We start from the raw sequence: 26,034 nt of genomic DNA, 5'->3' as shown, positions 1-26,034 counted from the left end.
GGAAGAGCTCTTCCCGCTTTGTTGTTGAATGATGTGGTTTCAGTCGGCGTTGCTCTAAGTCAGAGCCGGTTTTTGTTCTAAGTCACTGTCTTGTTCTGATTTAACCTTAGGTTGTGGCATCGCGCCAACCTTCGTTTCAACCATTGGTTCTACAGGGCCATCCAGCTTATCTTCCTCTGGGTGAACGTGCTCAGGAAGCATCGCCCAAGGCTTAGGCTCGCGTCGAATGCTATGGAACAGCGTTAAGCTCATTACCGAGATGAAGATCGCGATAGGGAAGCCCGCAATAATAGAGGCAGTCTGCATTGCTTTTAAGCCTCCCGCATACAGCAGTACGCCAGAAATTGCCGCAATCATAACGCCCCATAGTACACGAATGGATTTGGGTGGCTCGCTGTCCCCCGCGGCGTCTAAAGTACACAGGACCAATGTTCCAGAGTCTGCAGAGGTAATGAAATAGGTCCCAAGAAGCATACAAGCCAGCACACTTAGCAGTTTACCGAACATACCTGTGTCTAGATTATCGAACATGGTAAACAGTGCTCGCGTTGTATCGGCTTTGGTTGCCTCTAGAATCGGACCTCCAGTGAATGGTGCAGGTGCGGCTTGACCGGCTTCTTGTGCGGCAACCACTTGTGCTTCGTGCGCCACACGTGCATCTTGTTCCACTTTCAGTGCTGCGCCGCCAAAGACAGAAATCCATAAGAAAGTGATTAGCGTTGGAACAATTAAAGCACCGCCAATAAGTTCACGAATAGTACGTCCTTTCGAAATCCGCGCGATAAACATACCCACGAACGGTGCCCAAGTCATCCACCACGGCCAGTAGTATGCCGTCCACCAGTTTTGCCACCCTGAGTCATTCTGTGTGTCGCTCCATAGGCTCATACCGACAATATTCTGCGCATATAAGCCGGTACTTTCTAGTAGAGTATTGAGAATGTAGCGCGTTGGTCCGATGTAAAGCACAACCAGAACTAGCATAAGTGAGAGCAGCATATTCCATTCTGATAGACGGCGAATTCCTTTACCCACGCCAGACAAAACGGACGCTACCGCACAAGTACATAAAGCCACAATAATGAATAGTTGTGTACCTAAACTGATACCTAAGCCGAAGGCTTGATTCAGGCCAGAGTTAATTTGAATAACCCCCATCCCTAAGGTTTGTGAAATACCGAATGCGGTCACCGCAACCGTCAGGATATCTACGGTATGACCGATTGGGCCGTAAATTCGGTCACCGATCAAAGGGTGCAGAATAGAGCGGAGTGTAAACGGCAAATCTTTACGGTAAGAAAAGTAAGACAACGCGAGCGCAACAATTATAAAGACCGACCACGGGTGCAGGCCCCAGTGGAAAAAAGTCAGTTTCATTGATGTTGTGGCAGCTTCATTCGTTAACCCTTGTGAAAATGGGTTATCGGCGTAATGCCACATCGGTTCAGCGACAGACCAGAAAATCAGGCCTATCCCCATACCGCCAGAAAACAACATGGAAATCCAAGATAAGTAGCTAAACTCTGGCTTTTCATCGTCTTTACTCAAACGAATATGACCGTAACGGCTGACCATTAGGTAGATAAGAAACCCGACAACTAAAGAGACGAGTCCGATATAAAACCACTTCATATTCTGCAAAAGAATACCGGAAATAGTTTCAAAGTACTGACCCGCTTGGTTGGCGAGAATGGCACAGAAAAGTACAAAACCGTTAGATGCGATCGTCACAGTTGGGTTGAGTCCTTTCAAGATCCCTGATGTTGCTCTCATAGGCGTCCCTCACATTACTTTTGTTAGTTGTGTTATTGGTTGTTGCTTTATTGTTAAATTTTGAAAGAGAGTAGAGAGTGCTTAGCGCCGTTTCAACTGATTAATACTCATCGGTTGATGAGTATTAATCATGCAAACAATAACCTTGTTTAATTATGTAGTTTTTGTTGCCCAGGAATAATACATGGATGACAAAAACTCATCCAAGCCCTCCGAAAAAGTCGTTTGTTTGTTGCGGTTTTGTTAATCAATATTGGCATCACTAACACAACACGATGTTGTACGCACTGGATGCAACTCGACTTTCGGAGATAAGAATATGAGCAATGTCAACCAAACCATTATTCCTGTTGAACTTGTTGATAAAGTACTAAACCCAATCAGCGAAGCGACAGGGATGCCAAACGAAGCCTACACAAATGCTGAGTACTTTACGTTTGAGCGTGATCAGGTGTTTGGTAACACATGGGTATGTATTGGTTTTGCCTCGGACCTTCTTAAAGATGGCTACGTGATGCCAATAGACTTCATGAACCTACCACTATTAATGATGAGAAACCGTCAAGGTGAAGTTCAAGTATTCCACAACGTGTGTAGTCACCGTGGTATGAAGCTGGTTCATGAAGCGGGTGAGGTGCAAGGCATGATTCGCTGTCCTTACCATTCATGGACTTATGATCTTGACGGCAACCTAAAAGGCACGCCACATATCGGCGGTATAGCGAAGCATAAAGATGACCGCTTTAAATGTGAAAAGCACGGTCTGAAACCATTGCGTTCAGCGGTATGGATGGACATGGTTTTTGTCAACCTGTCGGGTGATGCAGCAAGCTTTGAAGAACATATTGCACCGTTAGAACAACGTTGGCAGACATTCTTGGGTAAAGACGGTTTGGGCCTTCTGCGTCGTGTCAACATGGGTGGTAACTTAGAAATCGAAGTGAACAGCAACTGGAAGCTAACAGTGGAAAATTACTGTGAAGCGTACCACCTGCCATGGGTACACCCAAGTTTGAATAGCTACTCGCGTTTGGAAGATCACTATAACATCATGTTTGACGAACGTTTTGCAGGCCAGGGCAGCCTTGCATACAACCTGTCTGACACGGCGGGTACGCATCTTCCAAAATTTCCTAGTTGGCCAGAAGACAAACTACGCCATGCAGAATACGTAGCGTTATTCCCGAATGTGTTACTTGGCATTCAGGCCGACCACGCCTTTGCGATGATGATCGAACCAATTAATGCCGACAAGAGCATTGAGCACCTTCGCGTCCTTTATGTCGGCGACGAAGCAACCAAAGATGAATTTGCCGCTTGTCGCACTGCCACCGTTGAATCTTGGCGTGTGGTATTTGGTGAAGATATCGGTGCGGTAGAGGGCATGCAGCAAGGTCGCTATTCACCAGGCTTCGGTGGTGGCGTGTTCTCACCTGAAATGGATGTCCCAACTCACTTCTTCCAAACATGGTTAGCGAAACAAGTCAAAACGGCAATGGAGCAGTAATATGATGCATTACCTCAATTATATTGACGGTGAATGGTGCAATTCCGAGCATTCACTTATGGTCATAAACCCAGGCACCGCAGAAGCTTACGCGACAATTGCAGAAGCGACTATTGCCGATGCAGATCGAGCAATGGCAGCTGCTCGCCGAGTGGTTAATCAAGGTATTCTGTCGGACATTCGTCCTGCAGTAAGAACAGAATGGATGCTAAAAGCGGCCGTGGCGATTCGTGAAATGGTTGATGAAGGTGGGCTCGTTGCCTGTCGTGAAAATGGTAAATCTTTGCAAGATGCTAAAGATGAGTTTTTAGAATCGGCACGCTACTTCGAATACTACGCGGGTATGGCAGACAAGCTGGAAGGAACGTCGATACCACTGGGTAAAGACTATGTCGATTTCACTCAGTACGTTCCGTTTGGCGTTTCTGTGCAGATCGTACCGTGGAATTTTCCGGTATCGATTTGTGCTCGTTCCTTAGCACCAGCATTAGCTGCGGGTAATGCTGTGGTTATTAAGTCGCCTGAGATCTCACCACTGGCCATGACGTTACTGATTAAAGCGATTGAAAAAGCGGGCTTCCCGAAAGGCACGATTAACCTGCTATGTGGTAAAGGCTCTGTGGTTGGTAGTCATTTAGTGCAGCACCAAGAGGTCGATCAAATCGTATTCACAGGCTCGGTACCGACCGGCCAACGCATATTGAAAGATTCAGCGCAACGCGCCACACCATCAGTGATGGAGTTAGGTGGTAAGTCTGCCGCTATCGCACTGAAGGATGTAAACCTTGAAACACTGCTGAAAAGCGTTCAGGTCGGTATTTTCTTCAATGCGGGCCAAGTGTGTTCAGCGATGTCTCGTTTATTGATCCAAAAAGAACGTTATGAAGAAGTGAAAGCGGCTGTAGTCGAAATGGCCCAAGACCTGACCATTGGTCAAGGTGAAAGCCAGCCAGATCTCACACCGCTTGTCTCTGCTGATCAACAAGCGCGTGTACTTGAAATGATAGCGCAAGCGAAAGCAGACGGCGCGAAGATTCTTACTGGTGGCTACGCACCTGATCTATCGGGCTACTTTATCGCTCCGACGGTGATTGAAGCCACGCCGGATATGCGTATAGCGCAAGAAGAAGTGTTTGGCCCTGTGTTAGTGGTTATATCGTTTGAAACCGAACAAGAAGCCATCGAGATCGCGAATGGCACTGATTTTGGTTTAGTGGCTGGTGTATTTGGTGAAAAGCTAAACCAAACATTACGTGTGGCGCAGCAACTTCGTGGTGGGCAAGTGTTCATCAATGAATGGTTTGCTGGTGGTATTGAAACACCATTTGGTGGCGTGGGTTTGTCCGGCTTTGGACGAGAAAAAGGACAAGAAGCGATTTATAGCTATGTCCAGACGCGCAATATTGCCATTCGTTTACAGCAAGACGGCGACGTATAACTACTGTGTCATTTGATTTCATTACCTCGTACCGGCTTGGATTTCAGACCACAAGATCGGACGAGGTTGATGAAATAAATATAAATCTGACAGAGGTTTGTAGACACGGGAATTTAGAACAAGGTAGTTGGAGTAAAGTTGATGAAAAAGTGGCTCTGTATTATTTGCGGCTTAATCTATGATGAAGCACAAGGTTGGCCATCCGATGGTATTGCACCGGGAACAGCATGGGAAGACGTACCAGACGATTGGTTATGCCCGGATTGTTTAGTGGGTAAGGCCGATTTTGAAATGATCGACATCACCGATGATGCGCCGATCGAAGAGGTTACTGCGGTGTCTTCGGTATCAGTAGGCTCGGCTGTTCAGCCAAATACGGCTCAGCCATTGCCATCTGAAGTTACTCAGCCAGCATTCTCAAATGATCCTATCGTTATTATCGGCAGCGGTCACAGTGGTTATCAGCTAGCGGTCGCGCTTAGATCGCAATCTGCGACAGTTCCGATCACTGTATTTACCGCTGACGATGGCGCACTGTACAGCAAACCTGCGTTGTCTAATGCATTGGCCATGAATAAAGGCGGCGATGCATTACAAAGTGAAAGCGCATTGGAATGGGAAAGCCGCTTGAACATCCGTGTTTACCCGCATACCCGTGTAGAACAAATCGATCGTGCCAACTTAACGTTGCACACCTCCATCGGCAAATACGCATACAGCCGCTTGGTGTTGGCAACAGGTGCATCACCGATTGAAATCCCAATTGAAGGTGATCGCTCTTATGTTATGAGCGTGAACGATTTGGTCGACTACCGCCGTTTTAGAACTCAGCTACAAGATAAAAAGCGTATCGCGATTCTTGGCGATGGCTTAATTGGTTGCGAATTTGCGAATGACCTGATCGAAAGCGGCTATGAAGTCACGGTGATTGGTTTGGGGAAATGGCCAATGGAGCGTTTGATTCCACACCAACTCGGTGAGTCACTGCAAAGCGCGCTCACAGATCGCGGCGTGGAGTGGGCATTGCAAGACAGCATTGCCAGAATCGATGCTATGTCCGAATCAAGCGCGGTTTTACATCTTAATAGTGGGAAACAGATTGAAGCTGACTTAGTGCTAAGTGCGGTTGGTCTTAAGCCAAATGTTTCTCTGGCTGAGCTAGCGGGACTCGAAGTAGGCCGAGGTATTAAAGTGAATCAATTCGGTCAGACGAGTGATGAGAACATTTACTCACTCGGTGATTGTGTTGAAACAGATCAAGGTTGGCAACCGTATATTGCGCCAATTAATCAAATGATTCCTTCCGTGGCGAAAAGCTTGCTAGGTGATATTACGCCTATCTCTTTGACGCCAACACCAGTGATTGTGAAAACGCCGCTCCTTCCTTTGACGATTTTCCCTGTTGCGCCAAATGCACAAGGGCAGTGGTACATCGAACACCAAGGCGATGACCTCACGGCGGGATTTTATTCGCCAGAAGGAGTGATGCTGGGATTTGCATTGCTTGGGCGACAAGTACAGTCATTGCGCGCGCCTTGGTTAGAGCAATTGTCATTTAAGCAAACTGCAGCGTAACGGAGAAAGAAGATGATTCATTTACCCAACGATGATGCGACATGTGGTTGGTACCACGCGCTATCCAGTATCCCAGAAAAACCGACATTAAAAGGCAAACAAACGGCGGATTACGTTGTGCTTGGTGCAGGGTTTGCTGGCCTAGCGATGGCAAGACGCCTAGCGGAACACGCGCCGAATGCCCGTATTATACTGATTGATGCACAGAAAATTGGTCAAGGCGCATCGGGGAGAAACTCAGGCTTTGTGATCGACCTGCCGCACAAGTTTTCATTAGAGCATCCGGATCCTGCGCATAAACAAAAACTCTTAGCGTTAAATCGATCGGCGATTGCTCAATTAGATTGTTTGATCAGCCAATACAGCATTGATTGCCAGTGGTCAGCGAAAGGAAAATATCAAGGTGCGGTAGGTGAGCGTGGTGAAGCGTACCTCGATCACTTTGAACATCTGATGCAAGACCTTGGCGAACCATACTCTCACGTTGATGGTAGCGAGTTAGCAAAAGTGCTGGGGACGAACTACTACAGCCGCGCTATCTATACGCCAGGCGGCTATTTAATGCAGCCTGCTGCGCTGGTGCGAGGTTTGGGGGAAAGCTTGCCTGATAACGTAGAAGTGTTAGAAAACTCACCAATCCGCAAACTGAGCAAAGAGAACGGGCATTGGGTTCTGCATGGTGACGATGGCTTAGTTGAGACAACCGAATTGTTACTCGGCACCAGTATTTTTACCCGCGAGTTTGGTTACCTGAAAAACAGATTGCTACCTGTGATGACATTTGCGAGTTGGACTCGTCCACTAACTGATGCTGAAATGCAGCGTTATGGTGGCCAATTGAACTGGGGGCTAACCCCTGCAGACCACGCGGGAACCACATTACGTATGACAGCCGATCGCCGAATTTTGATCCGCAATACTTACAAACATGTGCCGAAGTACGGCTCAAGCATGAGCGATAAAGTCAGAGAGCAAATTCGCGACGATCATCGTCAAGTCTTTCTGGCTCGTTACCCCGAGCTGGCCGACGTACCATTCACCCACACATGGGGTGGGGTATATGCCATCTCACGCAACTTTACGAACTTCTTTGGACAATTAGATCAAGGTGTGTACGCCAGTGCGTGTGATAACGGTGTTGGAGCCGCTTGGGGAACGATTTCGGGCACACTGTTGGCTGACTACGTGATGGGCGCGACCTCCAACTCGTTAGGCGATATTCAAAGTGTAACTGGCATGCCGAGCATGAACCCACCAGAGCCTTTCTTAGGTATGGGCGTGAAAAGCCGCATTCAATTGGCAAAATGGCAGAGCCGGAGCGAACTATGAAACAAGTAAAACGAGTAGACAGTAAAGCGTTAGATTTCAATGTACGTGGTGACACGCCAGGAATGGCCTACGTTGCACGTGCACTTAGCTCCGAAATTTCGCCAAATATCGGGGTGGGCTTTGCTAAGTGGGAAGGCGCGAAAGTCGCATGGACCGTATTGTACGATGAAGTAATTTTTGTGATTGAAGGCTGTTTTGAGCTCACTGCAAATGGCGAAACACATTTTGTTCACCCAGGACAAATGCTCTGGATTCCAGAAGGAACCGAGCTGGTTTATGGTGGCCATGCGTTATTTGGTTACGTGGTTCACCCTGGTAACTGGAAAGAAATTCATGGTATCGAGTAACTATCTATCGTTCTCTTTAATTTTCAAAGGGTCCGCAGTGCTATGGTAGAAAACGCGGTTAGGAGGCTCCGATTTAGCCAACGTAGGATCGCCGGAATCAGAGGCAAGCGGAAAGAGTGAGTAATGTTAGAGCGAAAAATTGGAAAGTTATGTCTTACGCCAGAAAAACATAACAATAAAGCTTCCCTTTAGGGGAAGCTCAAATAGTAATTGGAATAGACGGTAAGCTCGTTGAGAGTTAAAGCTAAAGCGCGCTTTCTAATGTTGTTAGGAAAGTAGCAATGTCTTCTGCGCTAATGTCTCGGTGGGTAACAAAACGAATAGGGTTCCCTGGTGACATCGTAATGCCTTTTTCACCTAACTCTCGTGCGATACGGTTGATATCAACAGACTCATCTAATTTAGCAAACACAATGTTAGTTTGGATGAAATCAGGGTTAACCGAGAAGCCTTCTAGCTCGTTTAAACCAATCGCTAGATTTTTTGCATTGTCGTGGTCAGCTTTAAGTTGAGCAACGTTCTCGGTCAGCGCCATTTTACCTGCAGCAGCAAGGATGCCGGCTTGACGCATACCGCCACCGACCATTTTACGTAGTCGACGTGCTTTAGCGATGTACTCTTTGCTACCAAGTAGGAGGGAACCAATCGGAGCGCCCAAACCTTTCGATAGACAGATCGTCATCGAATCAAAGTATTGTGCGATTTCCTTGATGTGAACATCCAGCGCCACTGCTGCGTTGTATACGCGCGCGCCATCTAGGTGCATTTGTAGGCCGTGTTGGTTTACGAACTCACGAGCTTCGGCTAAGTAAGACATCGGCAGTACTTTGCCATTAATCGTGTTTTCTAGGCTTAAAAGCTTAGTGCGGGCGAAGTGGCTGTCGTTTGGTTTAATCGCAGCAGCGAGCTTTTTGAAATCTAATGTACCGTCAGGGTTGTTCTCGATTGGCTGAGGTTGAATCGAACCTAGTACCGCAGCGCCGCCAGCTTCGTACTTGTAGTTGTGCGCTTGTTGGCCACAAAGGTATTCGTCACCACGTTCACAGTGCGCCATTAACCCGAGTAGGTTGGCTTGCGTACCTGAAGAGGTGAACATAGCGGCTTCAAAGCCCGTTTCGTTGGCTGCCCACTGCTCAAGTTCGTTTACGGTTGGGTCGTCGCCATAAACATCATCACCTACTTCTGCGTTTGCCATTGCATCACGCATAGCTTGTGAAGGTTTAGTTACGGTATCAGAACGAAAGTCCATGTTTTCTCTCCTTGAGTACTTTAGGTAGTCATATAATTGGCTATAGATAACCACATAGTTGGGCTTTACTTAAACAAGCGATAGTTTTGGCATCAGTGATTTGGTCGTGTCGTATTTTGCCATGCAGTTCTTCTAAGCTTAGCTCGATTACTTCTATGACTTCATCTTCGTCACACTCAAAGCGGGTAGTGAGGCTAAGGTCTTTCGCGACGAATAGATGTTGTATCTCATCACAGAAGCCAGCCAAAGGCGTAACTTGCCCCAAGCTTTGAAAGGAAGTTGCACTGTAACCGGTTTCTTCTTCCAGTTCGCGTTGAGCGCATTGAAGAGGTGTCTCATCATTTTCCATGGTGCCCGCAGGTAACTCTAGAAGCCATTTTTTAAGAGAAGGACGAAACTGATTAATGAGGATAATCTTTCCAGACGAAGTGATAGGAAGAATAACGGCCGCGCCAGGGTGGCTGATTGTGGTATGTTTTACCACGACGTTCGTAGGGAGCGTCACGTTCTCTTCAATAAGAGAAATACTTTTCCATTGATGGATAACTTTACTCATGCAGTCTGGCCACATTCCTTGCCAATTTTTCGATAACTGAAGACGTGCACTACCATAACGTCTATGGTGTCGAAAATAAAAGAAAAATTGAGCTTAGTAATAGGTTTCGTTTCACGCCGTTCGTGATGTTACTCTCATATTTGGAATCTATGATTACATCAAAATTACGCCCCTAACCATCTGATATAAATGCAACTCAATAATAAAATGCACTTGTAACAAAGTGCTAACAAATGTATAAAAACGTATCTACACTCTCAACAGTTCAAAGATTTTCGGAGTAACGCATGAACCCTTCTATTTCCTCACATGCTGACAAAGCGCTACTCTCTGAAAGAATCAATAAATTAGCGCATGCTCTCTCAGATGGTGTCTATGAAAGAGAAGACACGATTAAGCTCTGTTTACTCGCGGCTCTCGCCGGCGAAAGTGTATTCCTATTAGGCCCTCCAGGCATCGCAAAAAGTCTTATCGCTAAACGCCTGATCCAAGCTTTTGACAACAGTAGCTATTTCGAATACTTGATGACACGTTTCTCTACGCCAGAGGAAGTATTCGGCCCGTTAAGTATCCAAGAATTAAAAGACAACGGTCGCTATGTACGACTGACCGAAGGCTATCTACCAACCGCACAAGTAGTGTTCCTTGATGAGATCTGGAAAGCAGGTCCTGCAATCCTGAACACACTTCTAACTGTGGTTAACGAAAAAACATTTAAGAACGGCAGTGACATTGAGCGTGTACCGATGCGCTTGTTGGTATCTGCATCGAATGAACTTCCAGACGAAGACAGCGGCTTAGAAGCGCTTTATGACCGTATGTTGGTTCGCGTGTTTGTAAACCGTATTCAAAACAAACAAAACTTCAAATCGATGCTGACGACTGGCACATCTCAAGAGGCTGTGATTCCAAAAGGTTTGGCGATTACTGATATTGAATACCACCAGTGGCAGAAAGAGCTCGACAAGCTAGAGCTGACCGATAACTCGTTTAACAAGCTGTATGAACTGAAAACCATGCTTGAGGAAACAGTTAAGAAGCAAGGTTCAGCATCAGAATCTGATTTGTATGTATCAGATAGGCGTTGGAAGAAAGCCGTTAAACTATTGAAAGCGAGCGCCTTCTTTAGTGGTCGAGACAGCGTAAACCCTCTGGATATTATGCTTCTGCAAGATTGTTTATGGCACAGCCCCGAATCACGTGATGTGGTTCGTAGCGTGGTAAAAGACTTTGCATTGAACCGTGCGTTCGATCAGCAAGAGTCAAAAGCACAAATCGAAATGTCCCGTGAAGAGCTAGAAGAGATTCAAGATGACGTTGAATCGACATTGTCAGTGTCGCTGTCAATGGAGTCTACCAGTGGCTTGCTGCGTAAAGGCGTTTACCAAAACGATATCAAGAACGCGAAGATGTACAGTGTTGGTAACGCGTACAACTTAGTGAAACTGGTTCTGCTGCAAAGCAACATGTCAGTTTCTGAATCTGAGAAAGGCGATAGCCGCTGGGTATACGTAGCCAAAGACGATTTTGACCGTGTGCTAAAAGAAGGCCATGGGGATATTTACGGTTACGTAAACGAAAACAAGAATCTGTGTCGCTTGAAGCTGGATCTTGATGCATCGAACCAATTGGTCATCAAAGATATCGCGAATCGTTCAGTATTGGTGAGTGTGGTTACCTCTGATGGTTTAAACCAAGATCTTTACAACAAGTGGCTGACTGGCGCAGAGAGAGTGTTAGAGCAGTTAACCGAAGCTGAGTTTAAGTTGAAACGAGTCCGCACTGAATTCCATGATGTACTGCCTCATAACTACATTGACCCGGAGCTCCCTAAAGCGATGGAATCAAGCTTACAAGCGGTCACACAAGATTTGGAAACCACTAAGGTGAAAAGCAGCAAGATCGCTCAACGCATCAAGTTCATGAGCCAGTACTTCGAGTAAGGGGAGACAAGTATGTTAGGAGCAGACGGCTTAAACCTTGCTTTAATGGTTGCTGACTCAGGCATCATAGATACCGCGATGAATGATCTCATCGCTCGTTCTCAGGTCATGATGGCCGCTGAGAACAAAGGCGTGAAAACGTCGGTAAAAAACCACTTGGTTAAATGGCGCGGCAAAGTGAAAAAACGCGTCACTAAGGTGTGTGAAACTGATCGATTCCAAGAAGAAATCGCACTTTACCAAGAAGTGATCCACTGGGATGAGTCCCAGTTTTTTGATGAAATTGACAGTGTCATCAAAAAATTGGAGTGGCACTCAGCGTTTTATCTTCAAGCTAGACGCCTAATGGAACACAATAAGGGCGTTTACAATGCGATGTTCCCGCACTATTTCTGCGACCAGTGGTATCAATCACTGTCCGACGCGATCAAGCAAGCGCAAGTTACCGAACTTGAAACCAGCAAAGAGAAAGTCTTAGCCGATCTATACCAGCGCATGGAAACCATGAAAAACATGGATAAAGTGACGGAGTCTGGTGATGAAGGCAGTGTGGGGCGCTTGTGGGATATGGCATCGGCTAAGTTGAGTAAAACTGACTTAACCGTAATGAAGCGCCATGCCGAGTTTTTAAATAAGCATAAAGGTCTTCAAGAGATCGCCGAAAAGCTTGGCCGTATGGCTGGTGAGGAAGATGATCCTTCGTTGCACAAAGCCCCTGTAGAAGAACTGCAAATGGTGGAAGAGAAAAGCGATGAAGCGGTTGATGACATTGTAGGGATTCACGAGAGCGATGACCTCAATAAAATGCTGCCAAACGAAACCATGTTTTTAGCTTACCCTGAGCTTGAAGTTATCTTCTATAAGCACTTGGCTGACAAGCGTTTATTGAGCTACCGTTCGCAAGGGAAGTCTCGTACGTTACGCAAAGTGAAGGCGCAAAAGCCAGATAGCAAGAACGTCGATATTGAAAAAGGTCCATTCATCGTTTGTGTGGACGCGTCTGGCTCAATGAGTGGCTTCCCAGAGCAATCAGCCAAAGCAATGGCGTATGCCTTGATGCAAATCGCGCTCGCGGAAGAGAGAGACTGTTACGTGATTTTGTTCTCTTCAGAACACATTACTTATGAATTGACTCGACAAGATGGCTTGCGCGAAGCGAGTGACTTTTTAAGTTACTCATTCCACGGTGGTACGGATCTAGAGCCTGTTCTGATGAAGTCGATTGATTTGATGATGGGCGATAAATATAAGAATGCTGATTTGATTGTACTTTCTGACTTTATCGCGCCTAAGCAGTCTGATGAGATGATTGCTCAAGTCGAGAAACTTAAAGCGCACAAAAACCGTTTCCATGCGGTGAGTCTTTCTAAATACGGCAACCCTCAACTTATGACGATGTTTGATCATTGTTGGGCGTATCACCCGAGCTTGGTTGGTCGTTTTATGAAGAAGTGGTAGTGCAAAAACACTTTAATTTGGCCTATTTTGCTGTGTATTTTTTGACTAAAGAGATCGAACATGCAGCAATTTGATTTAAATATCAGCAAGCGAAGTTTAAATTCACTTTTTTGTTTGACTATCGCCCTTCAATCCGTAAAGTAAGCACCCGAATGCAGCGGTGTGGCTAATCTAAGCCCTTAAAGCGTTGAATTAAAGGCGCCTTGGCAGAGTGGCTATGCAGCGGATTGCAAATCCGTGGACCTCGGTTCGATTCCGGGAGGCGCCTCCATTCTCTCCTACTTATTCTTGTTGTTTACAAGAAGGGATAAGCAAGAAGAATGACATTGCGATACTAGCTCAGTTGGTAGAGCGCAACCTTGCCAAGGTTGAGGTCATCGGTTCGAACCCGATGTATCGCTCCAAATTTTGTAATGTCGATTCATTTTGACATTAAGATGGTGTTTTACTTTTCAGTAATCGGCATCGCAATAAAGAATTGCGTGCCCTGGTGGTGGAATTGGTAGACACAAGGGATTTAAAATCCCTCGACGATCGCGTTGTGCCGGTTCAAGTCCGGCCCGGGGCACCATCTATTTGAATGTTACCTCTCTAGGTAGTATTCAAAAGAGTTGTTCTCTTAAAACACTATTGAAGGCGCCTTGGCAGAGTGGCTATGCAGCGGATTGCAAATCCGTGGACCTCGGTTCGACTCCGGGAGGCGCCTCCACCATTTAGAAGAAACCAGTCCTTGTGGCTGGTTTTTTTCGTTTCTGGCTTCCCCCGTTTTTGAGTCACGATTTTTTCTTAAACAATTTGCTTTGCATCACGTCACACCTTCTACCCTGAGTTATCTTCGATTAAATCTACAATTCATCTGTCGTTGATAAACCGGTAAATAAATCGAAGTCACAATTAAACATAATGCTCAATTTGTTTCATTTTTTTATGGGATACCCCTGATTAAAACATGCGTATGAGTGATAGTGTTCTTCTCTATATTTCTTTAATTGCTCTATAAGAGGTTCTTAATATGCAATTTAGTCTAAAGAGGAAAATGGTTTTCTCTGTCGTTTTGGCGATTGCAGTGACATCTGCCATTCTTCTTTTTATGGGTTATAAAACCTTTCAAAACAACAGCTGGCAAGCGATAGAAAGCGAGAGCCGCAATACATTGCAAGCACACGCGAAAGGGATCAGTGATTGGTTCCATGATAAGAAACAAGCCGTGCATGGCTTAAAACAGCAAGTGCAACTTAATCCATCATTAGATATTGTCCCTCATTTGCGTCAAACCCTTGTATCTGGTGGCTTTGGATTGAGTTATTACGGTAATAAAGAGGGGGAGATGTTTCGTCATGATCCTTCGCTTAATAAAGCGGGCTATGACCCAAGAGTCCGAGGTTGGTATAAAGAGACTTTGGCTCAGAATAAAGCCGTCACAACAAAGCCGTATGTTAGCGTCACAATGCAAGCGTTAGTGGTAACACTTACTGACCCTGTCACTGAAAACGGCTCTATTATTGGTGTTGCCGCTTCAAACCTTGCGTTAGATAAGCTGATTAAAGACGTATTGGCGATTCAGGTTCCAGGAAATGGACGTGCGATTCTCATTGATAAAGAAGGTACGGTCGTTGCGCACCAAAACAAAGAGTTCATTCTTAAACAAGTTAATGAGATCGCACCCGAACTCAGTGTTTCTGGTTTAAACAACGCTGCGCAGAGTCTAACGACGATCTTTACTCAAGTTGATGGTAACGAACGCGTGATCATGGCGGAACCAATCAATGGCACCGACTGGTTGCTTGTGATTGAAATGGATAAAGATGTATTGGAGCAACCACTGTTCGATATGTTAGTGAGCCAAGTTACAACAGGCTTGATTGTATTGATCGTGATGGCGGTAGCAACGTCTTGGTTTGTTGCTCGACAGCTGGTGGAGTTAGGGCGAGTAAGTGAAGCTTTGGCGGATATTGCTGAAGGCGAAGGTGATTTAACGAAGCGCCTCCAAGTATCGAGCAAAGACGAAGTAGGGCAACTCGCCGATAAGTTTAATGTGTTCGTAGACCGACTTCATGGAATGATGACAAACGTCACCCAAGTTTCAACTGCAATGAACAATGGTGCAGAACACGCCAATAGCAGCGCATTGAAGCGTAGTGATAGCGTAAGCAGGCAGCAAGACGAAATCACCATGGTGGCAACCGCAGTGACTGAGATGGCGACGGCGACCTCTGAAATTGCTGCTAACGCTGATAACACAGCCAAAAGTGCGACTCACTCTGTTGAATTGAGCGAGCAAGGCTTCCAACAAATGGCCAAGAGTCAATCTTCTATCAACGAGCTTGCAACCGAGCTAACCAGTGCTGTATCTATTATTAGTGAGTTGGAAGAACACGGTCAGCAAATTGCGTCTATTTTGGCAACAATACGTGAAATTGCTGAGCAAACGAATTTACTAGCGCTCAATGCAGCGATTGAAGCCGCTAGAGCTGGCGAACAAGGTCGTGGTTTTGCTGTGGTTGCGGATGAGGTTCGAGTGCTTTCTCAACGCACTCATGCTTCAACAGAAGAGATCGAAGACAAGATCAAGCGTTTGCAGCAAGCGACCAATGGTGCGGTGAAAGTGATGACACAAAGTCATGATATGGCGAAGACAAGCGTATACGATGTAGACATGGCGGGAGAGAGCTTGGCTCAAATCCGTGAAGCGATTCAGATGATCAGCGACATGGCGACTCAGATCGCTTCTGCTGCTGAAGAGCAATCACTGGTTACCGCGGAAATTAATACCAATACTGAGTCTGTGCGTGAAGTGAGTGATGTTATGGCGTTGGACGCAACTGATGCTGTTTCACAAGCGGATCAGCTCAGCCACTTAGCCAGCGATTTGAAGCAAGAGTTGTCACGGTTTAAGCTTTAATAGATAAATAAGCATCAACATAAGTTCGATACTAAAAAGAGCACAGGCTGTAATAAGTCTGTGCTCTTTCTTTATTCGAGTTAAGAGATGCTCAGTGTTGGTCAAAGAAATCCTTATTGCGGATATATTTGCTCATCAAGTGATAAGAGAAAGGTCGTATCAACCAGCTAAAAATAGATCGTCCAAGACGAATAAAGGTTGGCGTATTCTCATAGATTTTGCCGTTGTAGAGCCAAAGTACCTTTCCTACATGCCAATACAGTAAAGGTACGGGCGGCATGAAGGTCACGATGTCGATGTCACAACAGATGCGGTAGGTTTTCCTACGCAAACGATAGTGCTTTCGAAAACTCCAGTCACCAATCGCAGGTTGTCCAAAGGTCACGATTCGTTTGATGCAACCTGGGTATTTTTGGTCAAAGTAGTCGGCAAACACGCAACCAATCGCTCCACCGGAAGAGTGACCCGTAATGGAGATTCTTTTGCCTTGTTCTAAAAGAGGGATGAGCGTCGTTTCCAATCGTTCGATTACCGTCAAGCCGAGCTTATCTTCATTCCTGTTTGGTTGGCTTTCTTGAAACATTAGATGATAGAAACCTGCATGAACACGATAATTGAGCCCAATTCTTTTGCAACTTCTTGTCCATAGAGCAAAAGTCAGTAACCAATCTGAGATGCTGTGCGATCCTTTGATAACCACAACCACTTCATCTTTGTCGCTGCTCCACAACACGCGAATCATGGTTTTGCCAAACTGGTTCTTTATGATGCGTTGTCCATTAGGGTCGAAACCATAACGAGTTTGCTTGAAAACTCGGGGGTAGGCGAGGTTACAGAGAACGGCGTAGCGCTCATATTGGTATCGTTTTAATGGTTTCACATTTTTACTTCTTAATAAGAGTTACTTAAAACTTTAGTTGTTGAATGTGAAAAGCACATGAAAACACCATTTGTTTGATTCATTACAGAAAAGCCGAAATAGGCCGCAGTCGCTAAAGCTAATCATGGTTAGTCAATTACACTGTTAAACCAGAGAGTGGCGTATAAAAACCGTACAATCTGAATCAAATTTATTCTTTGGAGAGTGATAATTAATCATTTGAATTAAAAGATAAAACTTATTGTTGACGAATTTTTTTCATCCGTTAAAGTACATCTCGTTCTCACGGCTTAGGTCGCAGAGAGATGGTGTTTTACTTTTCAGTAATCGGCATCGCAAGATTGCGTTGCCCTGGTGGTGGAATTGGTAGACACAAGGGATTTAAAATCCCTCGGCGTTCGCGCTGTGCCGGTTCAAGTCCGGCCCGGGGCACCATCTATCTAGCTTCTACTTTTGAGTAGAGTGATGAACGAAGAGTTGTTCTCTTTAAACACTTCAATATATTGTTATGTTGATAAAGGCGCCTTGGCAGAGTGGCTATGCAGCGGATTGCAAATCCGTGGACCTCGGTTCGACTCCGGGAGGCGCCTCCATTCTCTCTTACTCTTTGTTTACAAGAAGAGGTAAGTACGAAGAATAAAATTGCGATACTAGCTCAGTTGGTAGAGCGCAACCTTGCCAAGGTTGAGGTCATCGGTTCGAACCCGATGTATCGCTCCAAACTATTCAGATATGGTAATTACGATATCTTGATGCTAAAAGCATTAACTAAAACCAGCGAAAGCTGGTTTTTTTGTATCTGAAGATTAATAAATTTATCTCTCTTCAATGATTTATCACTTGATTTATATCAGTCACTTTCAGGTGTTTTAGGTATTGGGTAAGCCTTGATAGTATCGAAAGATGTTACCAAGGCTTAGCTGTGGCTTCGTTATTTGAGGGAGTTCCGTAGTAATGACAACAACTAAAAAGATCGCATTGCCGCCGCGGCAATGATGCCTGCTGCGATTGCTGGTAGAGGCTTTTTGACGATGAACATGACGACAGCTGTCGAAAAGAGTGCCGCTCTAGCGCCGTTGTCACCTTCTACTGCAAGAGGTGCTAGAAGGGCAACTAATACAGAACCTGACATCGCACTGATGAAACGTTGAATACGTTCGCTAATTGGAACAAACGACATGACATACACACCACCCCAGCGGGTGATAAGCGTGACTAATGCCATTGCGATGATTATCAGTAGTGTTCCACCTACGCTCGTCTCGATATTCATGCTTTTTTCTCCTTCCAACAAGCACCCAAAACTCCGCCAGAGATAGCACCAACTACAACATGGCTATTTTCTGGTAAATACCAATACGCCAGCATTGAAGACGCTGCTGCAGTCGTCCAAATAGCAAAAATTCTTAAGCTTTTAGGCCCGACTACCACCATGGAAAGTAAAAAACAGCCCATAACCATATCGAGCCCAAGACTCACAGGATCTTGGATTGCGCTACCAAAGTAAATTCCAACCCAAGTGCCAATAATCCAAAATGACCAAAGTGCTAAACCACCACCAACGAGCAAGCCAAATCCCGGCTCTTTCCTCCCAAATGCATTGAGTGCCATTGCCCAGTTTGCGTCCGAAGCTACCAACATCACACCATATCGTTTTGCCGGTGGGAGTTGACGTAACCAAGGATATAGCGTGGCCCCCATCAAAAGGTGGCGAGCATTGATCGCAAACACGGTAATAAGAACTGGAATAAGGGGCACTTCTGCTCCCCACATATCCAACGTAGCAAACTGTGAAGCACCTGCAAAAACGAGAGTGCTCATTAACATAGTTGGAAACTCATCCAGCCCTGTTTGTGCTGCTGCAACACCGAATGCGAGGCCAAAAACGATCACAAACATAGAGAGAGGCAAAAGTTGGGTGAAGCCGTTCCAGACGTCGATTCGTGTAAATTCGTGTAATTCAGTTGAGGAGCGTTGAAGGTGTTGAGTATTTTCTGTCATAGAGGTTCCTAGCCAGCAGGCAAAAGGGCAGAGCCATGGAAGGATCTTGTTGTTATTTTGTGAACTGCATGTTTAACATCAATTGGATAGGCTTTCAAACGTTATGTCGCAGATGAAAACACATAAGCGTTAGCGAAGATAGAATCTTGAAAGCCTAATTTAATCAATAATATGGCCAAACCATTAAATTATAAAGCGAGCACGAGGCTCGCTTTATAATTCTGTTAGGAATATCGAATTAGTTTACTTTACATATACACGAGGGTTTGCAGTGCCCCAAATAGTGTATAGCTCAGGGAAGATCACTTGTGAGTTATTTTCAATTTCCGCAGCGGAAATGGTCTTGCCTTGCTGAGAACCGAATAGCACAACTTCGGAGCCCGGAGCGACATCTTTGATATCGGAGACATCAACCATGGTAGTGTTCATTGAAGCCACACCCGTAACCTTAGCGCGTTGGCCATTGATGAGTACTTCTGCTGTATTGCCCATTTTTCTCGGGTAACCGTCAGAGTAGCCAACAGGAATATTCGCCATTAAGCTCTCTTTACTTGTCTTGTAACTGCTGTCGTAGCCGACAGTACTATTCTTTGGTAGATGGTGAAGTGATGCGATGCGTGTTTTGAAAGAGACGATTGATGGGTATTCTGGGTTGGTTGGTAAATCACCATATAAAACGCCACCTGGACGAACCATATCAAGTTGTGCTTCTGGAACATTAAGCGCGGTATAAGAGTTTGCAACGTGCAATAAAATGTCTTCACGCTTTAGATCCGCTTCTTTAATAAGCCATGCTGAGCTGTTTTTAAATGAAGCTAACTTTTGACGAACATCGTCCGCATTGTAGTTTGGAAAGTGAGTCATAATACCGACAATGTTAACGCCATTTTGTTGAGCGATCTCTAGCGCTTCTTGTTGACCTTCTTCGGTTGTCATATCCACGCCATTTCGCCCCATACCGCCGTCGTTTAGAGCAAGGTGAATCTTAACTTCTTTATCGGTTTTTTCTGCTAACTTAGACAATGCTTTCGCTTGCTCAGTACTGCCAATAAGCTCTTCGACATTGAGGTCGATTGCCGCTTCAATTTCACCAATGTCAGCAGAGCGTACACGCATAAGTTGACCTTTAAAGCCACTATCACGAACGGTTTTCGCTTCTGCATTACTTGCGATCGCAACACATGGGATGTTCTGTTCTATGATGGTCGGCATGAGACCGGCGATGCCATTGCCGTAGGCGTCGGCTTTCATCACTGCGCATATTTTTGTTTTGTCATCCATGTGTGATTTAAACTGTTCAATATTTTCTTGGAACTGACTCAAGTTTACTTCTAACCAAGCGTTAGCACCTTGAACTTGCTCTGCTTTTACTGCGGCATTGGTGATCTGAAGAGGGGCTGCTGTTGCTTGCATCGCTGGCGCAAAAGTTGCCGCGGCGATGGTAAGTGCTAGTAAGGTTTTATTTAAGTGCATAAAGTCTCCGTACGCATTTTTATTGGTTATGTTATTGATTCTTTTAGGAGAATACCTGACGAAGTAAAACGCTCCAAGTGGTTATTTGGAGCGTTTTTTGAGGAGCGTGATTTAACCTAGTGTTAGATTAACCTAGAGTCGGATTAACTTAGTTTGAAGCGACCCATCACATCTTTAAGAGAAATAGACAGCTGGCTTAGCTCGCGGCAAGCTTGAGCGGTTTGATCTGAACCTTGTGATACTTCTTGAGAGGCCAAATGTATATTTTCAATGCTTCGGTTAAGCTCTTCTGCAACTGAGTCCTGTTGGTTACAAGCGGTCGCGATTTGGCTACCCATGTCTGAGATGTCAGAAATAGAGTGCTCAATGTCGCTCATCAGTTGTTTCGATTGAACTCCTTGATCTGCACATTCTGAAATGCTGCTTCTAGAAAGTTCTGTGGCAGATTTTGCGTCTTTCGCAAGCGATTGGAGCTGTTCAATGATCGCAGTGATTTCACTGGTTGAATCTTGTGTACGACCAGCAAGTGTTCGAACCTCGTCCGCAACCACCGCAAAGCCACGACCAGATTCACCAGCGCGTGCAGCCTCAATTGCAGCGTTAAGCGCAAGTAGGTTAGTTTGATCGGCAATGTCGCGAATAACATCTACGATAACGTTAATTTTGTTCGATTGCTGTTCTAGTTCCGCCACAGTATCCCCAGCAGCACCAATAACGTTTGAAACTTCTTGAATCGAGTCAACCATGCTTTGAGTTTCACGAACGCCGTGCTGTGTGCGACGGTTTGCTTCGTTAGCATGGTTCGCTGAATCTTCAGTGTTACGTGCTACGTCGGCTACCGCTGCTTTCATTTCTGTCATTGCAGTTGCAACGTGCGTGATTTGCATCTGTTGGTCTTTCATCCCTGATGCCGAAATATCAGAGATTTGGTTCATTTCTTCTACTGCGCTACTTAACTGAGTCACAGCTGAAATAACGTTGTCGATTACTTGTCGTAAATCGTCTTGCATCTTCGTGGTTGCATCAGCTAGCTCACCAAGTTCATCATTGCCTATCGCTTTACGGTCAATATCGCTTGATAAGTCACCGGTTGCGATCGCGTTTGCTTGCTCAACAACAAGTTTGAGTGGGCCGCAAATCAACAGTGTTAGGGCATACGTCATGCCAACCATAAGCAATAGAATAATTACATTGCTCGCGATCGATGAATTGCTTAATCCGTTTACAGAAGAAAGGATTCGAGTTTTATTGCTATCCATGGCATTTTTAAGCAGTCGGATCAGTTCGCCTAGCTCAGATTCAACCGCTTGAAACGAAGATAATGAATTGGCCAAGATTGGTTGGGCCTTGCTTTTGTCGTTGGCTATCATTGCTTCGTTGTATTGGTCCATAGTGACCAAATACTGTTTCCACTGACGCATAAGACGCTGGTAAGTTTGTTGCTCTTCACCTGGCCAAATTGTCTCACCGTAAGCGTGTAGGTCTTGACTGATTTTCTCGCGTTCGCGAATGTTACTGGCGATTTTATTTCTGATTTTGTCAGCATCTTCATAGGTATAAGTCGCAAATTGAGTACGGCGCCAGAGAGACATGTGATCTCGAATAGCGTCTACTCTTTCCATTGCAGGCAGAGTATCATCAGTATAATTTAATAGTTCAGTTTTAATACTTTTGAGCTCTGTAGATAAAAATACGCCAAACGCAATGTTGACAATGGCAATAAGTAAAAATGATAGCGATATCTTTTTCGCTATAGAAAGGTTCTTGATAGACATTGGTGATATACCTTGTTGGTCTTATGTTGTGTCGCCAAAGTAAACCACTTCCCTATATGTGATATTTGTCCATTAAATTACTGCAACGGATGTAACGTACCATTTATTACTGATATTTTCGATAATGAATTGAGCTTCAAATGAAAATAAAAAATGTCAATGATTTTGTAAGAGTTTGATTATACTAGTTATGGATTTGTCAGTAGTGAGTTCTAATGTTTGGTAAGAATGAGTGTCAGGCTAAGGGCCTTAATTATTAAGGGGGGAGTTAAGACAGTGAATGTTTTTTTTGAAAATCAATGCTAACTGGTTGCTTTACGAACAACGTTTGTGAGCCATATACGTATTGATGCTTCTTGCGTTATTCTTGTTCTATGTGAGATTGAAAGATCGTTGGTTAGATTGTTTTATAACCGGTTGAATAAAATAAATAAATTTATTATTGACTCATTACTTTAATCAGTTAAAGTGCATCTCGTTCTCAGGCAATGGCCCTAGAGAAAGTAATCTTACGAAAATTGGATGTAAGTCTGTTTAGACTATGGTGCCGATTATCGCAATAAAGAATTGCGTGCCCTGGTGGTGGAATTGGTAGACACAAGGGATTTAAAATCCCTCGACGTTCGCGTTGTGCCGGTTCAAGTCCGGCCCGGGGCACCATCTATTTGATTGTTACCTCTCTAGGTAGTATTCAAAAGAGTTGTTCTCTTAAAACACTATTGAAGGCGCCTTGGCAGAGTGGCTATGCAGCGGATTGCAAATCCGTGGACCTCGGTTCGACTCCGGGAGGCGCCTCCATTATTCAAAGTGAAAGGTCAGCTAAAATGCTGGCCTTTTTGCTATCTGCAATTTGATATATTTTCGTTTTCTATCATCGTTCTACGCTTGTTTGTCTAAGTCGATAAGTTCTTCACATTTATATACAGTTACTCATGATTCTGTAACGCTTTCATCCGTTATTACATATCTTATCGTTATAAATGAAAATGATTGTTATTTATTTTTGTTGTTACTAGTCTATTATGAAATATTACAACGCACTCTGTCGTACATCAAAGTGACGATAAACCGCCCTTAAACCTTGTCATATCTATGGTTATTCGTTATGGATAATGAAAGGGCAGCGACTTCTACCTCTTTTGTTCTACCCCTTTTGGGTAGTTCGATTTCGTAATTGATTTACATCATATTTTCATTTTCTTTCATAATTCATTATTCGCTCAGTTAAGAAATATATAACCTTCAGGAATTCTTATGAGCAAGATGAAGCTAGTCGTAATCGGTAATGGGATGGTTGGCCATCGCTATATCAAAGATTTAGTCGAGAAGACAGATGTGGCTAACATGGATATCACGGTGTTCTGTGAAGAGCCTCGTGTAGCCTATGATCGTGTACACCTTTCTTCTTATTTTTCACACCACACTGCGGACGAACTTTCTCTAGTTAAAGAAGGCTTTTACGAGAAACACGGCATCACCATGCTGATCGGCGAACGTGCTATCAACGTTAACCGTGAAAAGAAAACCGTTTACTCAAGCACTGGTCGTGAAATCCAATACGACAAACTCATCCTTGCTACCGGTTCTTTCCCGTTCGTACCGCCAATTAAAGGCAACGAAGGCAAAGACTGTTTCGTGTACCGCACTATTGAAGACTTAAAAGCGATTGAAGCAACGGCTAAGAACTCTAAGTCGGGTGTTGTTGTTGGTGGTGGTTTGCTTGGCCTTGAAGCGGCGGGCGCACTGAAAGCGCTTGGCGTGACAACACACGTTGTTGAGTTTGCTCCTAAGCTAATGGCTGAGCAGCTTGACCAAGCAGGTGGCAACCAACTTCGTCAAAAAATCGAACGTATGGGCGTAAACGTACATACAAGCAAAAACACGCTTGAGATTGCTCCTGAAGGCACTGAAGCTCGTAACGTGATGCGTTTTGCAGACGGTACCGAGCTAGACACTGATTTCATCGTATTCTCTGCTGGTATCCGCCCACAAGACAAACTTGCTCGTCAAATGGGTTTGGGTATCGCGCCTCGTGGCGGTATCGAGATTAACGATCACTGTCAAACGACTGATAAAGACATCTACGCTATCGGTGAGTGTGCGTCTTGGAACCAAACGTTCTACGGCCTTGTTGCTCCTGGTTACAAAATGGCGACAGTTGCTGTTGACCACGTTGTTGGCAATGAAAGCACATTTGAAGGTGCTGACATGTCTGCGAAGCTGAAGCTTCTTGGCGTGAAAGTGGGTTCTATCGGTGACGCAAATGGCCGTACTCCTGGTTGTAAGAGCTACGTTTACCAAAACGAAGAATCAGAAGTTTACAAACGCCTAATTGTTTCTGAAGACAACAAGAAACTGCTTGGTGCGGTAATGGTTGGTGATACGTCTGACTACGGCGATCTTTTACAGCTTATGCTGAACGAAATCGACCTACCAGAACACCCTGATGTATTGATTCTTCCTGCTCACGCTGGCGCTGAAAAGCCAACACTTGGCGCGGACTCGCTTCCTGAATCTGCAGTTATCTGTTCTTGTTTTGATGTGACTAAAGGCAAGATCGCTCAAGCGGTTGCTGAAGGTCATCACACCATCGGTGATATCAAAGCAGTAACGGGTGCGGGTACGGGCTGTGGTGGTTGTATACCACTGGTGACTTCAGTACTAAACGCTGAACTTGCTAAAGCTGGTGTAGAAGTGAAGAACGACGTGTGTGAGCACTTTGCTTACTCTCGCCAAGAGCTTTTCCACCTGATTCGTATTGAAGAAATCAAAACATTCGACGAGCTACTTGAGAAGTATGGTAAAGGCTACGGCTGTGAAGTATGTAAGCCTCTAGCGGGTTCTATCCTTGCTTCTTGCTGGGGTGAACACATCCTTAAGCCTGAACTAGTGAAGCTGCACGATACCAACGATAACTTCCTAGGTAACATGCAAAAAGACGGTACTTATTCTGTTATCCCTCGTATGGCGGGTGGTGAAGTAACGCCTCAAGCGTTAAGCGTTCTTGCTGATGTGGCGGCTGAATACAATCTGTACACCAAGATCACGGGCGCACAGCGTATCGGTCTATTCGGTGCTCAGAAAGATGACTTACCAGCAATCTGGAAGAAGTTAATCGCTGCAGGCTACGAAACGGGTCAGGCTTACGCAAAAGCACTTCGTATGGCGAAGACATGTGTAGGTTCTACTTGGTGTCGTTACGGCGTTCAAGATTCAGTTGGCCTAGGCGTGATGATCGAGAACCGTTACAAAGGCATCCGTACTCCTCATAAGATGAAGTTTGGTGTGTCTGGTTGTACTCGTGAATGTGCAGAAGCTCAAGGTAAAGACTTAGGTATTATCGCGACTGACGCGGGTTGGAACATGTACGTGTGTGGCAACGGTGGTATGAAGCCTCGTCACGCAGACTTACTGGCAAGTGACCTAAACCAAGAAACGCTGATCAAGTATATCGATCGTTTCATGATGTTTTACATCCGCACGGCTGCGCCATTACAACGTACATCGGTATGGATGGACAACCTAGAAGGCGGCGTTGATTACCTACGTGAAGTGATTGTAGACAACAAGCTTGGCATCAATGACCAGCTTGAAACTGACATTGCAGGCTTGGTTGATAACTTTGCTTGTGAGTGGACAGATACACTCAACGATGAAGCTCAACTTCAACGCTTTGCACACTTCATCAATGCTGACGAACGTGATGAAAACGTTGTGTTTGTTGACGATGGCCGTGAACAACACCGTCCAGCGACATTCACTGAGAAATATTCTGAAGCCATTACTTCAAGGCATCAAGGCGACATCATTCACGTAGAAACTGTGTAA

Annotated in this window: 17 protein-coding genes and 9 tRNA genes; 18 read left to right on the top strand and 8 right to left on the bottom strand. The window is 45.1% G+C overall.

Annotated elements, in window-relative coordinates:
• Positions 1-54: 54 nt before the first annotated feature.
• Complete coding sequence (locus OCT63_RS09050) at positions 55-1,773, bottom strand: BCCT family transporter (protein ID WP_269983610.1); 1,719 nt, start codon at positions 1,771-1,773, stop codon at positions 55-57.
• Between the two features lie 319 nt (positions 1,774-2,092).
• On the opposite strand from OCT63_RS09050, the gene OCT63_RS09045 reads away from it, so the two are divergent.
• The 5 genes from OCT63_RS09045 (at position 2,093) to OCT63_RS09020 (ending at position 7,969) form a co-directional block, all read left to right on the top strand.
• Positions 2,093-3,280, top strand: coding sequence for an aromatic ring-hydroxylating oxygenase subunit alpha (locus tag OCT63_RS09045; protein WP_060469645.1), 1,188 nt, complete (start codon positions 2,093-2,095; stop codon positions 3,278-3,280).
• A 1-nt stretch (position 3,281) separates the two neighbouring features.
• Entirely contained in the window at positions 3,282-4,718 is a 1,437-nt protein-coding gene (locus OCT63_RS09040; RefSeq protein WP_269983609.1) for an aldehyde dehydrogenase family protein, read from the top strand.
• A 141-nt stretch (positions 4,719-4,859) separates the two neighbouring features.
• Complete coding sequence (locus tag OCT63_RS09030; RefSeq protein ID WP_443088548.1) at positions 4,860-6,293, top strand: FAD-dependent oxidoreductase; 1,434 nt, start codon at positions 4,860-4,862, stop codon at positions 6,291-6,293.
• A 12-nt stretch (positions 6,294-6,305) separates the two neighbouring features.
• A complete protein-coding gene (locus tag OCT63_RS09025; protein ID WP_269983608.1) occupies positions 6,306-7,622 on the top strand; it encodes an NAD(P)/FAD-dependent oxidoreductase in 1,317 nt (438 codons plus the stop codon).
• Complete coding sequence (locus OCT63_RS09020; protein ID WP_060469649.1) at positions 7,619-7,969, top strand: ethanolamine utilization protein EutQ; 351 nt, start codon at positions 7,619-7,621, stop codon at positions 7,967-7,969. The genes OCT63_RS09025 and OCT63_RS09020 overlap by 4 nt, the downstream gene beginning before the upstream one ends.
• Before the next feature lie 244 nt (positions 7,970-8,213).
• On the opposite strand, the gene ltaE is transcribed toward OCT63_RS09020, so the two are convergent.
• Positions 8,214-9,218 carry a low-specificity L-threonine aldolase gene (gene ltaE, locus OCT63_RS09015; RefSeq protein WP_269983607.1) on the bottom strand — a complete coding sequence of 335 codons (1,005 nt, stop codon included), beginning with the start codon at positions 9,216-9,218 and terminating at the stop codon, positions 8,214-8,216.
• A 40-nt stretch (positions 9,219-9,258) separates the two neighbouring features.
• Positions 9,259-9,774, bottom strand: a complete 516-nt coding sequence (locus tag OCT63_RS09010; RefSeq protein WP_269983606.1) for an NUDIX hydrolase — start codon at positions 9,772-9,774, stop codon at positions 9,259-9,261.
• 287 nt (positions 9,775-10,061) lie between these two features.
• Here OCT63_RS09010 and OCT63_RS09005 point away from each other — a divergent pair, with 287 nt between their 5' ends.
• The 7 genes from OCT63_RS09005 (at position 10,062) to OCT63_RS08975 (ending at position 16,077) form a co-directional block, all read left to right on the top strand.
• On the top strand, positions 10,062-11,717 hold the full coding sequence (locus OCT63_RS09005) for an ATPase RavA domain-containing protein (protein ID WP_269983605.1): 1,656 nt from the start codon (positions 10,062-10,064) through the stop codon (positions 11,715-11,717).
• A 12-nt stretch (positions 11,718-11,729) separates the two neighbouring features.
• Positions 11,730-13,175 carry an ATPase RavA stimulator ViaA gene (gene viaA / locus OCT63_RS09000; RefSeq protein WP_060469653.1) on the top strand — a complete coding sequence of 482 codons (1,446 nt, stop codon included), beginning with the start codon at positions 11,730-11,732 and terminating at the stop codon, positions 13,173-13,175.
• 197 nt (positions 13,176-13,372) lie between these two features.
• Positions 13,373-13,446 (top strand) — tRNA-Cys (locus OCT63_RS08995).
• A gap of 57 nt (positions 13,447-13,503) precedes the next feature.
• Positions 13,504-13,579, top strand: a tRNA-Gly gene (locus OCT63_RS08990).
• 80 nt (positions 13,580-13,659) lie between these two features.
• Positions 13,660-13,746: transfer RNA gene (locus OCT63_RS08985), tRNA-Leu, on the top strand.
• Positions 13,747-13,810: 64 nt separating this feature from the next.
• Positions 13,811-13,884: transfer RNA gene (locus OCT63_RS08980), tRNA-Cys, on the top strand.
• Between the two features lie 303 nt (positions 13,885-14,187).
• Positions 14,188-16,077 (top strand): methyl-accepting chemotaxis protein, encoded by a 1,890-nt coding sequence (locus OCT63_RS08975; RefSeq protein WP_443088547.1) that lies wholly within the window; start codon positions 14,188-14,190, stop codon positions 16,075-16,077.
• 91 nt (positions 16,078-16,168) lie between these two features.
• Here the strand turns inward: OCT63_RS08975 and OCT63_RS08970 are convergent, their stop codons facing one another.
• Positions 16,169-16,957 carry a lipase family protein gene (locus OCT63_RS08970; RefSeq protein ID WP_269983604.1) on the bottom strand — a complete coding sequence of 263 codons (789 nt, stop codon included), beginning with the start codon at positions 16,955-16,957 and terminating at the stop codon, positions 16,169-16,171.
• Positions 16,958-17,305: 348 nt separating this feature from the next.
• Here OCT63_RS08970 and OCT63_RS08965 point away from each other — a divergent pair.
• From OCT63_RS08965 to OCT63_RS08955, 3 genes are all read left to right on the top strand, one after another.
• Positions 17,306-17,392: transfer RNA gene (locus tag OCT63_RS08965), tRNA-Leu, on the top strand.
• An 84-nt stretch (positions 17,393-17,476) separates the two neighbouring features.
• Positions 17,477-17,550: transfer RNA gene (locus OCT63_RS08960), tRNA-Cys, on the top strand.
• Positions 17,551-17,601: 51 nt separating this feature from the next.
• Positions 17,602-17,677 (top strand) — tRNA-Gly (locus OCT63_RS08955).
• 244 nt (positions 17,678-17,921) lie between these two features.
• On the opposite strand, the gene OCT63_RS08950 is transcribed toward OCT63_RS08955, so the two are convergent.
• The 4 genes from OCT63_RS08950 to OCT63_RS08935 form a co-directional block, all read right to left on the bottom strand.
• The gene (locus OCT63_RS08950) at positions 17,922-18,230 is read right to left on the bottom strand and encodes an AzlD family protein (protein ID WP_017058216.1); all 309 of its coding nucleotides are present in this window, start codon (positions 18,228-18,230) and stop codon (positions 17,922-17,924) included.
• Positions 18,227-18,958: an AzlC family ABC transporter permease gene (locus OCT63_RS08945; protein WP_017058217.1), complete on the bottom strand. Its 732-nt coding sequence runs from the start codon at positions 18,956-18,958 to the stop codon at positions 18,227-18,229. Before OCT63_RS08945 ends, OCT63_RS08950 begins: the two co-directional genes overlap by 4 nt.
• 243 nt (positions 18,959-19,201) lie before the next feature.
• Positions 19,202-20,431 carry an alanine racemase gene (alr, locus tag OCT63_RS08940; protein WP_269983603.1) on the bottom strand — a complete coding sequence of 410 codons (1,230 nt, stop codon included), beginning with the start codon at positions 20,429-20,431 and terminating at the stop codon, positions 19,202-19,204.
• Between the two features lie 143 nt (positions 20,432-20,574).
• Complete coding sequence (locus OCT63_RS08935) at positions 20,575-22,206, bottom strand: methyl-accepting chemotaxis protein (RefSeq protein WP_269983602.1); 1,632 nt, start codon at positions 22,204-22,206, stop codon at positions 20,575-20,577.
• Between the two features lie 573 nt (positions 22,207-22,779).
• Between OCT63_RS08935 and OCT63_RS08930 the strand changes: the two genes are divergently transcribed.
• The 3 genes from OCT63_RS08930 to nirB all read left to right on the top strand — a co-directional run bounded on the left by OCT63_RS08930 (position 22,780) and on the right by nirB (position 26,034).
• Positions 22,780-22,866, top strand: a tRNA-Leu gene (locus OCT63_RS08930).
• Between the two features lie 64 nt (positions 22,867-22,930).
• A tRNA-Cys gene (locus OCT63_RS08925) sits at positions 22,931-23,004 on the top strand.
• Positions 23,005-23,460: 456 nt separating this feature from the next.
• On the top strand, positions 23,461-26,034 hold the full coding sequence (gene nirB, locus OCT63_RS08920) for a nitrite reductase large subunit NirB (RefSeq protein WP_269983601.1): 2,574 nt from the start codon (positions 23,461-23,463) through the stop codon (positions 26,032-26,034).

This window comes from Vibrio sp. RW (assembly GCF_027587105.1).
Lineage (GTDB): Bacteria > Pseudomonadota > Gammaproteobacteria > Enterobacterales > Vibrionaceae > Vibrio > Vibrio toranzoniae.
This window is presented reverse-complemented; position numbering and strand designations above follow the sequence as displayed.

Bases quoted from the DNA above. Each gene is read 5' to 3' on its own strand.
- OCT63_RS09050 (WP_269983610.1), bottom strand. From the start codon at position 1,773: ATGAGAGCAACATCAGGGATCTTGAAAGGACTCAACCCAACTGTGACG.
- OCT63_RS09045 (WP_060469645.1), top strand. From the start codon at position 2,093: ATGAGCAATGTCAACCAAACCATTATTCCTGTTGAACTTGTTGATAAA.
- OCT63_RS09040 (WP_269983609.1), top strand. From the start codon at position 3,282: ATGATGCATTACCTCAATTATATTGACGGTGAATGGTGCAATTCCGAG.
- OCT63_RS09030 (WP_443088548.1), top strand. From the start codon at position 4,860: ATGAAAAAGTGGCTCTGTATTATTTGCGGCTTAATCTATGATGAAGCA.
- OCT63_RS09025 (WP_269983608.1), top strand. From the start codon at position 6,306: ATGATTCATTTACCCAACGATGATGCGACATGTGGTTGGTACCACGCG.
- OCT63_RS09020 (WP_060469649.1), top strand. From the start codon at position 7,619: ATGAAACAAGTAAAACGAGTAGACAGTAAAGCGTTAGATTTCAATGTA.
- ltaE (WP_269983607.1), bottom strand. From the start codon at position 9,218: ATGGACTTTCGTTCTGATACCGTAACTAAACCTTCACAAGCTATGCGT.
- OCT63_RS09010 (WP_269983606.1), bottom strand. From the start codon at position 9,774: ATGAGTAAAGTTATCCATCAATGGAAAAGTATTTCTCTTATTGAAGAG.
- OCT63_RS09005 (WP_269983605.1), top strand. From the start codon at position 10,062: ATGAACCCTTCTATTTCCTCACATGCTGACAAAGCGCTACTCTCTGAA.
- viaA (WP_060469653.1), top strand. From the start codon at position 11,730: ATGTTAGGAGCAGACGGCTTAAACCTTGCTTTAATGGTTGCTGACTCA.
- OCT63_RS08975 (WP_443088547.1), top strand. From the start codon at position 14,188: ATGCAATTTAGTCTAAAGAGGAAAATGGTTTTCTCTGTCGTTTTGGCG.
- OCT63_RS08950 (WP_017058216.1), bottom strand. From the start codon at position 18,230: ATGAATATCGAGACGAGCGTAGGTGGAACACTACTGATAATCATCGCA.
- OCT63_RS08945 (WP_017058217.1), bottom strand. From the start codon at position 18,958: ATGACAGAAAATACTCAACACCTTCAACGCTCCTCAACTGAATTACAC.
- alr (WP_269983603.1), bottom strand. From the start codon at position 20,431: ATGCACTTAAATAAAACCTTACTAGCACTTACCATCGCCGCGGCAACT.
- OCT63_RS08935 (WP_269983602.1), bottom strand. From the start codon at position 22,206: ATGTCTATCAAGAACCTTTCTATAGCGAAAAAGATATCGCTATCATTT.
- nirB (WP_269983601.1), top strand. From the start codon at position 23,461: ATGAGCAAGATGAAGCTAGTCGTAATCGGTAATGGGATGGTTGGCCAT.